This is a genomic window from Paraburkholderia rhizosphaerae, assembly GCF_004366595.1.
Lineage (GTDB): Bacteria > Pseudomonadota > Gammaproteobacteria > Burkholderiales > Burkholderiaceae > Paraburkholderia > Paraburkholderia rhizosphaerae.
Map to the genome: position 1 here is coordinate 1 of NZ_SORE01000011.1, position 13,294 is coordinate 13,294.

The window sequence follows — 13,294 nt, forward strand, 5'->3', positions numbered from 1 at the left end:
TCTCATAACCTCAACTTCCCGAACCGCCCGGTGCGGACCCGCACGCCGGGTGGTGTGGCAGGGGTACGGCCTTATGGCTGTCCCCTATGCCGATTTTCCGCTTCATCCATTCACTTTTTCTTTTGTGGAGTTCTCCATGAACATTACCGATATCCAGTCCAAAGTCATGCTCTGTTCGGTTACGAAATCCATCTGGGTTGCGCGACGCTACGATGGCAAGGTCACCGAGGAGGTCGAGACGAAGCATCAGACGCGCGGCATTGGCCGTTTCAACAAGCGCCTGTTGCCCGAGCACGCACCGAGCTTTGCCGAGGTTGCATCCATCGGCAACCGCATCAGCAGCTACTACTACGCCCACACGTTGCATTACGGACAGCTGGGTGTGCGGCTGCTGCCGACCATGATCTACATGGAATTCGCGGAGAAGATGCGCGCGATGAAGGACGAGTTCGACCTCGCCGTTCGCGTGTTCCTCACGGACTACCTGGACCTGAAGGAAAAGGCACGTGCGGAACTGAACGGCCTTTTCAACGAGGCCGACTACCCGACGCTGGCCGAACTGTCGGGCAAGTTCGGCGTGCGCATGGCGGTCCTGCCGTTCCCGGACGCGAGCCAGTTCGGCGTGGATCTGCCGGACGACGTGCTCACGTCGCTTCGTTCGGAAATCGACCAGCACGTGATGAAGTCGATTGCCGACGCGAACAACGACCTGGTGGGCCGGCTGTACGAAGCGGTGTCGAATCTGGCCTCGCGTCTGTATGCCTCTGGCAATGTGCGGCTCGACGTCGCCAACCAGGTGCGCGAACTGTGTGCACTGCTGCCGAAGCTGAACTTCTCCAACGATCCGAAGCTCACGCACATCCTCGAGCAGGCCCGCACGCACCTTGCGGTGTACAGCGGCGCGGACCTCAAGGAATCGAATGTGCTGCGCTCGCAGGTCGCGGCGAAGGCGCACGAGATCGAAGGCCTGATGGCGGCGTTCATGGGCGGTGCACCGTCGGCGCCGATGCCGGCCGTAACGGCAGAGCCGCAGAAGCTGCAGTTGCGGCTTGTCGCGTGAGGTGGCCATGGACCCTCGTATCTCGAAGCAGCGTACGGCGCTGGTGCTGGACCAGCCGTTTTTCGGCGCGCTGGCGCTGCGTCTGAAAGCGATCGAGGATCCGTCCTGCGAGACGTTCTGGACCGACGGGGTGTCGCTGGGTTACAACCCGGCGTATCTCGCCTCCATCAACGATCTCGAAGTGCGGGGCGTCCTCGGGCACGAAGTGCTGCACGCAGCCAATGGTCACTGCTGGCGGGCTGGCGATCGCGACCCGGATCTCTGGAACGATGCCTGCGACTACGCGATCAATCCGATCGTGCTGGATGCGGGGATGCTGCTTCCCGGCAAACCGCTCGTTGATCCCCGGTTCAGGGGCATGTCAGCCGAGGAGATCTACGCCGTGCTCGCCCAGGAACGCCGGGAGGCGCAAAAGGACGGGCAGGGCGGGGCCGGCCAGCAGGGTGGCAACTCTGATGCAGGCAATCAGCCGAACCCTTTGCAGGGGCAGGGCGACCCGCAATCCGCGAACGGCGCGAACACACCGCAAGGTGGCCAGTCGCCGGGCGGATCTCCTTCCTGTGGCGAGGTCCGGCAGTATCACGGCGAGGACAAGCCGTTGCAGGAAGCGGAATGGAAGGTCGCCGTGCACCAGGCCGCGAAAGCGGCCCAGATGCGCGGCGATCTGCCCGGTGACCTGCAGGCGATGATCCAGCAGGCGGTCGAGCCGGTAGTCGACTGGCGGGCGGTGCTGCATCGCTTCGCGCAGCAGGCCTCGCCGACCGATTACAGCTTCGCGATGCCGAATCGCCGTTACGTGCACATGGGCCTGTATCTGCCCGCACTGCACGAGCCGGCGGTTGGGGACGCGGTGTTTGTGCGCGACTCGAGCGGTTCGGTGTTCGACGGGACGCAGGCCCAGTTTGCCGCCGAGATCATGGCGATGAACGAAAGCCTGCGGCCGCGGCGCCTGATCGTGCTGGATTGCGATACGCGCGTCACGCAGATGCAGGTGTTCGAGCGTGGCGAGCCGGTGGAGCTGCTGCCGGTTCGTGGCGGCGGGGGAACAGCGTTCACGGACCCGTTTCTGCGGCTCGCGCGCGAGGACATCAACCCCGTGTTCGTTGTCTACCTCACAGACACGTTCGGCCGCTATCCGGACGCAGAACCGCCGTATCCGGTGCTGTGGGCGTCAACCGTGCCACTGCGCAGCGCGAATCTCGCGCCGTTCGGCGAGATGGTGGAAGTGATCTGTTAAGCGCCGCGAATGGCCCATTTTTCTGAAACACACCCGGCTCATGCAGCCGGGTTTTTTTTCGTCCGCGAAATTTGTCGATGCGTTATGCAAATAGGCAGAAATCGACCTCGAGCAGGCGCTCAGCAAGACGACTATCCAGTGGCCCGATCCGCGCGCGAAGCATGCGACAATTCCAAAGCCACGCTATAGCCCAACTCAGTCCACGTACCGATATCGCGACGCAACGGAGCCTGGACGACTAACAACAGCTCATTAAAAGAATCAAAGGATCTACCATGACAACCATGGCCGGTGCTATTCGGCATTTTGTTGAATCCTCGCCGGGAGTGACCTCTCGAGAGATCAGAGACCATATCAACAGCGCCTATCCAAAGAAGTGGACGCCCGGCACCCTGAATGCTCACCTTTACGGCTGCGCTGTTAACCAGCCCAAGGCATATCAGCATCAAAAGTCGGCGGAAAAATTCCTGTACAGATCTGAAGATGGACGGTTTCACATCTACGATGAGAATAAGCACGGGCCAAACGTCTGGGCACCAGCCGTGGATGATCCGACAACCACAGGCGAGCTGGACAACGAAGACACCATCGAGCAATTGATCGAGACGTCGATCAGTCTCGAACGAGACGTGGAAGAGCATCTGATTCGCAATCTGGACGCGCTTGAGAAGGGACTGCGTTTCGTCGAACGTCAGGTGGTCATCGATATCGGTCGTGTTGACATACTTGCCCAAGACGCAACCGGGCGCCGTGTGGTTATTGAGTTGAAGGTTGGGGAGGCAAAAGATGCTGCGGTTGGCCAGATCGCCCGGTACCTTGGTTGGTACGCTCGACAGGATGGTAAGCCACCACGAGGAATGTTGATCGCCAGCGACTTCCCCGAACCCGTCCGCTATGCAGCGGAAGCCGTAACAGCGCTCTCGCTGGTTCGCTATCGCGTTCAGTTCGCGTTCGATTCAGTCGCAATTGATGACTGACGTCGCAATATTGGATCGGTGGCGAAGGTCTATTGACTGGTGTGCGGACTCAGACGAGCTGAGCGTCGAGGGCGTCGCAGTCATCCTGAGTGTCGATGTACTTTCCACGCGCCCACGTAACGCAGCGCCTGCTCGCACTGATCGAGGCTGAAAGCGTGCAGGCCGGGCGGCACCGGCTCGAATCCGAGTTCGGTCGCCACCCATCGAACTGCCCGGGCGCGCGCCTCGAAGATCGTCACGCGGTCCCTGCGTGCCTTCGCTTCGGCGAGTGGCTCAAGCGCGTCATGCAGGCCGCTCTTCGCGTCGCGCAGCGCAGCGTTGGCGAGCCGGCCGAGCGGCGTGTTGTGTTTGCTGCGCGGATGCACGCCAATCCACGCCTGGCATGATGTGCAGATCCATAGCGGGCCGTGGTCCTCCCGGTAGGGATACGGCACGTCGCCAAACCGCGCGAGCTGGGCGCGCGCACCGCAGTAATCGCACAGAGGCTGTGGAAGTGCCTTCACGGGACGGGCAACGCGCACGGGGATCCTCAAAAAGGGTTGCGACTACCACAGAATAGCAGCCCACATTAACCCAAAAGCTCGACATTTTCTGGAGCTTTCCGGGTTAAGGCCGTCAACTGGTTGACGGCACTCCCCCGGACGTCGCCGGATCATCGTCGCGCAGGCAGCCGCAGAGTAACCGGCGAAAGCGTGCGCATTTGGCTGTTCTTTCGGTCCGTCGCGCCGTCGGGCAGCCCGAAGAATAGCAGTCATGTCCGAAGCCGCCGAAACCTCCCTGCTCAAACTGCGCCCGCTCGAAGCGAGCGCGGTGAAGATGTTTTTCGAGTCCCTCAAGCCGCTGAAGGAGCAGTTTGAGGCACCCGATATCGCCGAAATCATGATCAACGATTTCAGCAACGTCTGGATCGAACACCGCGGCAGGATGCACCGGCTGCCCATCGAACTGAATCAGGCAACGCTGAACGGCGCGGTACTGTCACTCGCCGCGTCCGTCGAGAAGTCGGCGAAGCCGGGCACCTCGCAGGGCATCATCAATGCCGGTCATCAGAACCTGCGTATCGCCGCGGTGATGCGGCCGACCGCGATCGACGGCCACGCGCTGTCGATCCGCAAGCACCGCGACACGCACCTGTCCCTGAGCGACTACGTCGCGATGGGTGCCTTCTCGAAGGCGCTGGCGCTTGACGAACACGTGCGCGACATTGAATTTGCGCCCGGCATCGAAAACGACAGCCTGATGGCCGCTGTGCGCGAGCTCGTCCTGCAACGCCAGAACGTGCTCGTCGCCGGCGGCACGTCCACCGGCAAAACCACGTTTCTCAATGCGCTCATCGCGGAGATTCCGGAGGACCAGCGCGTCATCTCCGTCGAAGACACGATGGAACTGAAGCTGCGCGTGCCGAACCGGGTGCGGCTGCTTTCCAACGAAGAGAAGGGCGTCACGCCCCGCGTGCTCATCGCGCTATGCCTGCGCTTTCGCCCTGACCGGATCATCGTTGGCGAAGTCCGCGCCGGTGAAGCGTATGACCTCCTGCAGGCATTGAACACCGGCCACGACGGCGGCCTGGCGTCGATCCACGCCAATACCGCCCGCTCCGCGCTCACGCGTCTGGAGAGTCTCGCCATGCTCGGCATCCCGGCCGGCTCGCGCTGGGAACTCGACGACATGCGCAAGAACATCGCGAGCTGCATCAATTACGTCGTTCACCTGCGTCGCACCGGTGAGCTGCGCCACATATCCGAGATCGTGAAGGTCGAGGGTTTCAGCAACGGGGACTACGTCCTCAAACGCGTCTTTTAACCACGGAGTGACCATCCAGATGAAGCAAACCCTACCCATGTTGCTGGTTCTTGTGCGCACGCAGCTGGGGCTGCTGGCGCGGCAGCTCTTCAGCCGGCGCGAGATCCGCACCACCCTGATTGCCGCAGGCCTCGCGAGTTTTGCGCCGCTCGCACTCGCGGCGGACCTCTCGGACCTGAGCGGCGCGACCGACGTCATCTGCCTGATCGAAGGCTACATCAGCGGCCCGTGGCTGTTCGGCATCGGCGTCGTGCTGATCATCCTTGGCGCGGTCGCCATCGCGAACTCCGAAGGCACGATCGGCAAGCTGCTGTCGACCGGCCTTGTCGGCCTGGGTCTTGCCTCCGCCGCAGTCCCGATCGCGCAGAACCATCTGCATCTGGTCAATTCCTGTGCGTAAGCCGGTCAAGGTCAGCCGCTCGCTGTCCCTGCCGCGCCAGATGGGCGGGGCGGATCGCGGACTTGCGATTTTCAACGGCACGATCACGCTGCTGCTCTGTTACGCCAGCACGACCCCGGCGTTCCTGCCGATTGGCATCGGCGTGCACTGGCTGCTGCGCTGGAAGACGCAACGCGACCCGTGGTGGCGGCAGATCATGGTTGTCTACAACCGGTATCCCGATGTGTACGAGCCGGGTCCGTCGGCGAAGTTCGCGGCGCGGTTCAAACGGCCCTATGGTTTCGATCAGGACCTGCCATGCTGAAACGTTTCGTCAAGCGCCCGATTCAGGAGATCGCACCCTGGGCGACGATGGTCACGCCAGAGCTGATCCTCGACAAGGATGGGTCCCTGCTGACCGTCTACACGTTTGAAGGCGTTGACGCGGACAGCCCGAATGCGTCCGATATCGCGGCCGCGCGCGACAACCTCGACCAGGCGTGCCGCAACTTCGATCACCGCGTTACCGCATGGTGGCGACTGTCGCACCGGCGCGTACGCCAGGAGATTCCGGGCGAGTTCGGCGCGTCGATGGACGCGCGCGTGGACAGCATCAACCAGGCGAGCGCGACGAGCGGCAAGTTCTTTCGCAACACGCATTCGCTTGCGCTCGCGTATACGCCGGAAACCGGTATCAACAAGGTTTTCGAGAAGGTCGCCTATCACATGACGGTGGGCGGCAAGTCGATCCCTCTCGCCATCTTCGAAACGGCGAAGGATCTGATTCTCTCGCGCAGCGCGTTCGCGTTCGACATCGAACGGCTGACGTCCGATATCCGTCGCTTCGAGTCGGTCCTCGATGCGTTCAGGGGTGGCATCACACGACTGAAGGCCAAACGCCTGCAACTGCAGAATGCACTGGCCTACCTGCATCAGACGGCAAACGTGACGGTGCCGCCGCGGCGCGTGCGCTATCCGGTGACGATGCTGGACACGCACCTGACGGAAAGTTACGTGACGCCGGGCGCCGAGCACCTGCTGTTCGAGTCGGCCTATGGCAAGCGCTACGCCAAGGTCATCGCCGTCAAGGAATGGCTCGGATTCCAGGAGGCGGCGCTCGACGTACTGTGCGACGTGGATGCCGAACTGGACATCTGCGTGATGTTCCGGTTTCTCGACAAGACGAAAGCCTCGGCGTACATCGAGAAGATCCGCAAGTTCTACAAGGTGGCCGCATTCAACCCCTGGGCGATCATCAAGGGGTATCTCGCCAAGGAAGAGCAGAAGAACGACGAAGGCCGCGAAATACTCGCCGACGAGGCGGAGAAGGCGCTGGCGAAGCTTGTCTCCGATGGGCAGCAGTACGGGTTCGCCAACATCTCGGTGATCGTCTATGGCGATACGGTGCAGGAATGTGACGATGCGGCGCGTGACGTCGTCGGGCGCATCGGCAATGCGGGCTTTGGCCTCATCGTGGAGACGGAAAACCTCGGCGCCTGCTGGGCGACGAGCCTGCCCGGCCGGTGGGACCAGCAGAAGCGCCTGCAGTTCGTTGAGACGCCGGCGGTGTCCGACATTGCACCGATCAGAAGCGTGCCGGAAGGGCCGACCGTCAATGACTGGCTCACGCAGCAGTCGGGCGAACAGACGGGGCCGCTCACGATCCTGCCGACGCGACACCGCACGCTGCAGAGGGTGAGCCTCCATCATCCGGGCGGCAAATCGCACCTGCTGGTGCTTGGCCCGATCGGCGCCGGTAAATCCATCTTCCTGAATTTCCTGATGTCGCAGACCGGGCGGCACAAGGCGCGCCGCATCCGCTTCGACAAGGATCGTTCAACGCGTATCCCGACGCTGCTCGCTGGCGGCAGGTTCGTTGACGCAACAGGCCGCTTCGAGGCAGCAACGTACGTCAATCCGTTGTCGCTTCTGCATGATGCGAAGCACTTTCCGTACGTCGCCGAGTGGGTGCAAATGGCCATCGAGGACGATGACTTCCGGTGTAGCAAGACACACGAACGGATCATCTTCGATGCGGTGACGACGCTTGGCGAAGGCTATGGTCGCGAATTCTGGACGCTGTCGTTCCTGAACACCTTGCTGCCCGACGAGTTGCGCGAGCGGCTTGCGGTCTGGACGCAGGGCGAGAAGAACGGGCGCTTTTTTGATCACGTCGACGACGCATTCGCGCTTTCCGACGATCTTTCGATCGAGATGGGCGATCTGTTCCAGAACTTTCCGGCCGCTGCGGCGTTGTTCATGGACTACGCGTTCTACCGCATCGCCCAGTGGCTCGATGGCAAGCGCTATACGGTCATTGAGGTCGAGGAAGCCGGATTCTTCTTCATGAATGAGCGCTTCTACAAGCGCCTTGAGGTATGGGCGGTCACGATCCGCAAACTCAACGCGACGCTCGCGCTGGCGACCCAGTCGCTCGCGCAGGTGGCACGGATCGCGGACTTCGAAATTCTCAAGGAGAACATTCCGAACATCGTCTATCTGCCGAACCGGGATGCCAGAAGCAGCCTTCATCTGTATCGCGACAGGTTCGGGCTGACCGAACACCAGATCGACATGATCGCCAACGCGGTGCCCAACCGCGATTACCTGCTGGTCACGCCTGACCAGACGCGGATGCTCCAGGCGAGCTTCCCGAAGGAAATCCTTGCAATGCTGCGCTCGGACGGCCGCGCGCAGGCGGTGCTGGACCGTCACCACGCGTCAGGTGCGCCGAACTGGCGCGAGGCGTATGTGGCGGAAATGTTGACGCTTGACTGAGGATACAACCATGAAAAAATTTGCGGTACGGCTGGCGCTGCTCGCCGGCATGACGTTTGGTGTTGCGCAGGGCGCGTTCGCACAGTTGACGGTATTCGACCCGAGCAACTTTCTGGAGAACATGCTTAGCGCGATGAAGGCGGTGCAGGGTGAGATCTACCAGAACACCAACATCGGCTATCAGTATCAGATGATGCAGAACCAGCTGCTGCAGGCGAAGAACCTCGATCCGACGTCCATGAAGTCGCAGTATGACCAGATCACCTCGGATATGAGCAAGACCCGGGCGCTCACGAACACGTTGACCAGTCTGTACGGCAATCTGCAGCAGGGCGGAGCATGGCTGGGTCACGTGCAGACGCTGATCTCGACGTCGGGCAAGTCGCCGACGCAATGGTTTCAGGATATGTCCTCGCTGAACGACCAGAACAACAAGGCGGCGACTGACCTGTTCCAGATGGGCAACGACGTGTTCACCCACACGCAGCAGCTCGCGCAACGCCGGCAGGAGTTGCAGTCACAGCTTTCGCAGACGCCTACCCAGCAGGCGACGGCGGAACTGACAACGCATTACCTCGACATCGTCACCAGCCAGAACGCCGACATGATGCAGATGATGGCGGCGAAGCAGCAGCGCGATGCACAGCAGTCTGCCGTCGCGACCGCCCAGAACCAGGCCGCCGCGGCGGCCGCACAGAGCTTCATGAACCAGCAGAACGCCGAACGGGCGGCCCTGGGCTACACCGGACAACAATAATGGGACGCTATCTCCGATGCGGCCAGCGCGCCATCCTGATTGCGCTCATTGCCTGTGTCACGGGCCTGGTCGGCGTACCGGTCGCGCGTGCTGACGACGCGGGACAGCTGCCGGCCGGCACCCCCGCGCCAACAAATTCGGCCACAGGACCGACAGTCCAGCCGACAGAGGTCAGTCAGGGCAGCACCCTGGCCGTCCAGAAACTGACCGAGGTCGTTGCGCGTGTCGTCGACGCCGCCGTTGAGGCAAGCCAGTCAATCCGCCCCGAAGCAGACAGGTTTGCTTTCGGTCTCGCAGTGATCACGATCGTGCTTGCCGCCGTCAAGTTTTCGGCCGCGCACCACCCGGTAACAGCGTGGGTAGCGCTGTTTGAGGAACTCGCGGTTCTCGGCATATTTGCGGGATTTTATGCCGGGTACGCAGGCTGGGCGCCCAATTTCTACAGGTGGTTCTTCAGCCTCTCGCAGACCATCAGCGGAGGCGCGAACATGACCAATGCCGGGAGCATTATTTTCACGGTCGCGGGCGGGCTTTTCGATGGCTTCATTTCGGCGTTCAAATCATCGACGTGGTGGCAGTGGTTTGCGATCGCCACGTCAGTTGTCCCGCTGTTCTTCGCCTGGATCGTCCTGACCATTACTTCGATCGTCTTCGTGTTTTTCGTCAGCATCGGGCAGGTGCAGATGGCCGTCGGATTCGTCGTCGGGCAGATTGCGCTCGCCCTTGGATTTTCGTCCTTCACCCGCGGCTGGTTCAGGTCGTGGCTCGACTACATGATAAGCGCCGGCATGTACGTCGTCGTCGCGGCGATTCTGACCCGGCTGGTGACGAACTCGGTGGCGGGTGCAATCCAGGACTCGCTGAGAAACGGACTCTCGCTTACAACGCCATACGCTGCGTCCTATGTGCTGGACCTGTCGCTGTTCGTTTTTCTCCTGTCATTCGAGATTCCAAAAATGGCGGCGATGTTTGGCGGCGGCGCAAGTGCGAGCGGTTCGGCGATCGGCAAGGTAGGACGCGCGGCGGCGGCGGCTGTCTGATCATGTCAATCCCGCTCCATGCACCGGCATCGGCAGAAGATCTGCTGGCATTGCACGGCAAACGAATTGATCTCATCCGCCAATGTGCCAATGAGGCGAACGGCAATGACTTTGAGCGAAAGTGGCTGTCAGTCCTGCGGCGCTGCGCCGGGTGGTTTTCCTCGATGCCGCTGTCGTCGGATCTCTACCGGGAGCCGGGCGGCGCATTCCGTTGTGCCGTGGAAACGGCGTTCTACGCGATGCGCCTCGCCGGCGGGCAGAAGTTCGGCACCAATTTGCCGTCCGAGAAGCGCCGCCGCATCGAGCCGCAGTACAACTATGGGGTGTTTCTCGCGGCCGTCTGCTCGAGACTGGATGAGCCGTACCGTCATTTCGTCATCGAACGGCATGGCGACGGGGCGCACTGGAATCCCTCCGTGCAGGGCGCAGCCGGGCCGTGGCTTTCGGATAAGCCATACCGGGTGGAGCGGCGCGCGGCGGTGTTGCCGGTCGAACGCATGCGCACCGGAATGCTCGCGCAGATGCTGATTGGCAGCGACCTGCTCGCTGGTCTCGATGCCGAGGTGCTCGCCGAAGTATTCGGTGCGATCAACCCGAACGCGAAACCGCTGGAAGCGGAAACGCTCACGCACAAGGTGGTCCGCCAGGCGATCGACGCCGCGGTCGATTTCGAGCGCAAGGCGCAGCGCACTGTAGTCGCGCCTGTTGCCGCGGCGGTGCCGCCGGCTGAGCAACTGGCGGCCGCTGCCAGTCCCGCGCCGCCGGCGGGTTCCGCGTCGAGTGCTGCACCACAATCCTGCGGTGCGCAAGCGAGTCCGAAAACGGGCGCGGGTGCTCCCACGGCGCAAGGCGAGGCTCCGGCACACGAAGCGAATACCGCGAAGGCACCAGCCAGCCCGCCATCGACGTCGTCCGACGATGGTCGGGCTGCCGCACCGCGTTCACTGCTCGAGGCGATCGGGATCGTCGATGCGCCGGCAACGGCCATTGAGCCAGCCGCAAAGCGCGCGAGCGCTGCCGACCAGCTGGGGCTCCCATTCGCGCCAGGCGAATCCGGGGCCGCGGCAATCAATCCAGCCGACATGCGCGCACCGCAAACAGGCGTCAGCCCGGATACGTCTACTGCATTTGATGACGTACTGAAGGGTGCGCCGAACATGATTCTCGATCTGTTCCGCGCGTTGCGCGAGGACGTCGCCGGCGGCAAGGCGAAGGTGCAGTGGACGGACAAGGGGCTCGTCATCCAGAAGCGCCTGATCGGTAACTACGGTATCGCGAGCGACACGCTTGTCGATCACCTGCGCAAACGCAGCCTGCTGCTGTCCAACGGGCAGGGCGAGATCACACTCGCACCGCGCGCCGGTGACCTCATTCTTCCGCGTACGGAGACGACATGAACGGTTACATCAGCCACTTCAGGCCGATCTATGAAAATCGCGCCGCGCTGTTCTGGCTCGCTGCGGTCGTGCTGCTGCCGATGTCCGGCATGCCATACGGCTGGGCGTTCGCGCTGTTCGCCTTCGTCGTGCTCACGGTCCGTTCGTTGCAGGTCTGGAAAGCACTCAAATTCCGCATGGCCATATCGACCAAATGGCTCACGACGCTTCGAATAGAGAAGCTGCTTGCGACCCAGCTTCGCATGCGCGAGGAAGCAAACTCGATGTATCTCGGCATCGGCTACGAATGGACGCAGAAGCATTGCCAGATTGCCCATGACATCCTGCGCATGCCGACGACCGACATCCCCGGCCTGCCGCGGTGGCTGTCGAAGACGCGGCAGGGCAGGGAGATCGAGTCCGCGATCGAGAATATTTTCGCGCCAAAGGACAGCATCCGCGATCGCCTGCCTCAGGGCGTATCGTGGATTCATGGCATGGAGGCAAAGAAAGGGCTTGTGCCCTTCCACTACAAGGCCATGGCCGGGCACACGCTCGTTGGTGGCACGACCGGCGCCGGCAAGACGCGCACCTATGAAGTCATCTCGACGCAGGTGATTCACGGTGGCGACGTTCTGATCATCATCGACCCGAAGAACGATGCCGAGTGGAAGCAACGGGTTGAACGGGAGTGTCAGCGGGCACGGCGGAAGTTTCTGTATTTCAGCCAGGCCAAGCCCTCCGAATCGATCCGGCTCAATCCGATTGAAAACTGGTCGCAGCCATCGGAAATCCCGAGCCGCATCGCCCAACTGATGGAAGAAGGGCCGTTCCGGGATTTCGCGTTCCTCTTCATCGATCGCGCCGTCAAGGGCGAACTGTACATCGGCGACAAGCCGACCCTGCGCTCGATCCTGAAGTACGCCCAGTCGGGGATCACGACACTGCTTGAAAAGAGTCTGAAGCGCTTCTTCCGTGAACATGGCCTGCATGACTGGGAGGCACTCGTTGCCGCGGATGCCGTGAAGCTCGGCAACAAGCCGGGTGCTGGAGTCGTGGACGGCATGGTGGCGCTTTACAACGCGCGATTCGCTGCGCTCGATCGCGGCCACGAAGCAATCGACGGCCTGATCGCCACGCACGTTCACGATCGCGAACACTACATGCGCATCATCGCCTCGGCGCTGCCGCTGCTGCAGATGCTCGCCACGGGCGAAACAGGTTTGATGCTAGCCCCGAAGGCCGATGACTTCGAGGACGAACGCGAGATCTGGGACATCGACAAGGTCATCCGGCAGAAGGCGGTGCTCTATATGGGCTTCGATTCGCTGTCGAACGCGATCGTGCAGAAAGCGATCGCGTCGATGATTCTTGCCGACGTCGCGGCGGTGTGCGGTTCGATCTACAACTTCTACGAATCGCCGCCCGAGGTGGTGCTGGTCATCGACGAGATCGCGGAAGCGATCAACGAGCAGGTGATCCAGATCCTGAACAAGGGGCGCGGCGCCGGCTTCAAGACGTTCGTCGCGTTCCAGGCGCGTGCGGACCTCGAAGCGAAGCTTGGCAATGCCGCCAAAATGCTGCAGGTTTTGGGCAACCTCAACAACCAGATCGTCTTACGCTTGGAAGACAGCGATACCGCGAAGTGGTTCTCCGACAAGGTCGGCGAGACAGCAATCCGCAATCTGGTGATGAGTGGCAGCACGAGCACCGGCAGCGAAGCGCACCTCGGTGAATTCTCGGGGTCCGTGTCGCGTTCGCTGCAACTTGAAAAGGTGCCTTTGATTCCCGTTGACCTGATACACAAGCTGCCGAACCTGCAGTACTTCATGCGGATTTCTGGCGGCGCCGTGTACCAGGGTCGTATTCCCATCCTCCAAGGATAAA

Annotated in this window: 12 protein-coding genes; 11 read left to right on the forward strand and 1 reads right to left on the reverse strand. The window is 61.8% G+C overall.

Going from position 1 to position 13,294, the window contains the following annotated elements:
• Window positions 1-136 precede the first annotated feature (136 nt).
• From BX592_RS15550 to BX592_RS15560, 3 genes are all read left to right on the forward strand, one after another.
• Window positions 137-1,060 (forward strand): hypothetical protein, encoded by a 924-nt coding sequence (locus BX592_RS15550; protein WP_134192731.1) that lies wholly within the window; start codon window positions 137-139, stop codon window positions 1,058-1,060.
• Between the two features lie 7 nt (window positions 1,061-1,067).
• Window positions 1,068-2,297 carry a vWA domain-containing protein gene (locus tag BX592_RS15555; RefSeq protein WP_134192732.1) on the forward strand — a complete coding sequence of 410 codons (1,230 nt, stop codon included), beginning with the start codon at window positions 1,068-1,070 and terminating at the stop codon, window positions 2,295-2,297.
• Window positions 2,298-2,572: 275 nt separating this feature from the next.
• Complete coding sequence (locus BX592_RS15560; protein WP_134192733.1) at window positions 2,573-3,274, forward strand: endonuclease NucS domain-containing protein; 702 nt, start codon at window positions 2,573-2,575, stop codon at window positions 3,272-3,274.
• Between the two features lie 80 nt (window positions 3,275-3,354).
• Here BX592_RS15560 and BX592_RS15565 read toward each other — a convergent pair whose 3' ends face one another.
• Window positions 3,355-3,795 carry a zinc-finger-containing protein gene (locus BX592_RS15565; protein WP_134192734.1) on the reverse strand — a complete coding sequence of 147 codons (441 nt, stop codon included), beginning with the start codon at window positions 3,793-3,795 and terminating at the stop codon, window positions 3,355-3,357.
• Between the two features lie 232 nt (window positions 3,796-4,027).
• Here BX592_RS15565 and BX592_RS15570 point away from each other — a divergent pair, with 232 nt between their 5' ends.
• From BX592_RS15570 to traD, 8 genes are read left to right on the forward strand one after another with little or no spacing between them, the layout of a single operon-like run.
• On the forward strand, window positions 4,028-5,077 hold the full coding sequence (locus BX592_RS15570) for a TadA family conjugal transfer-associated ATPase (protein WP_134192735.1): 1,050 nt from the start codon (window positions 4,028-4,030) through the stop codon (window positions 5,075-5,077).
• A 7-nt stretch (window positions 5,078-5,084) separates the two neighbouring features.
• Window positions 5,085-5,477: a conjugal transfer protein TrbC gene (locus BX592_RS15575; RefSeq protein WP_243849558.1), complete on the forward strand. Its 393-nt coding sequence runs from the start codon at window positions 5,085-5,087 to the stop codon at window positions 5,475-5,477.
• Window positions 5,478-5,517: 40 nt separating this feature from the next.
• Window positions 5,518-5,781: a VirB3 family type IV secretion system protein gene (locus tag BX592_RS15580; RefSeq protein ID WP_243849582.1), complete on the forward strand. Its 264-nt coding sequence runs from the start codon at window positions 5,518-5,520 to the stop codon at window positions 5,779-5,781.
• Window positions 5,775-8,234 (forward strand): VirB4 family type IV secretion system protein, encoded by a 2,460-nt coding sequence (locus BX592_RS15585; protein ID WP_134192737.1) that lies wholly within the window; start codon window positions 5,775-5,777, stop codon window positions 8,232-8,234. Before BX592_RS15580 ends, BX592_RS15585 begins: the two co-directional genes overlap by 7 nt.
• A gap of 10 nt (window positions 8,235-8,244) precedes the next feature.
• A complete protein-coding gene (locus BX592_RS15590) occupies window positions 8,245-8,991 on the forward strand; it encodes a TrbJ/VirB5 family protein (RefSeq protein ID WP_134192738.1) in 747 nt (248 codons plus the stop codon).
• A complete protein-coding gene (locus BX592_RS15595) occupies window positions 8,991-10,031 on the forward strand; it encodes a type IV secretion system protein (RefSeq protein ID WP_134192739.1) in 1,041 nt (346 codons plus the stop codon). The genes BX592_RS15590 and BX592_RS15595 overlap by 1 nt, the downstream gene beginning before the upstream one ends.
• Before the next feature lie 2 nt (window positions 10,032-10,033).
• Window positions 10,034-11,428: a TraI domain-containing protein gene (locus tag BX592_RS15600; RefSeq protein WP_166676366.1), complete on the forward strand. Its 1,395-nt coding sequence runs from the start codon at window positions 10,034-10,036 to the stop codon at window positions 11,426-11,428.
• On the forward strand, window positions 11,425-13,293 hold the full coding sequence (gene traD, locus BX592_RS15605) for a conjugative transfer system coupling protein TraD (RefSeq protein WP_134192740.1): 1,869 nt from the start codon (window positions 11,425-11,427) through the stop codon (window positions 13,291-13,293). Before BX592_RS15600 ends, traD begins: the two co-directional genes overlap by 4 nt.
• Window position 13,294 lies beyond the last annotated feature (1 nt).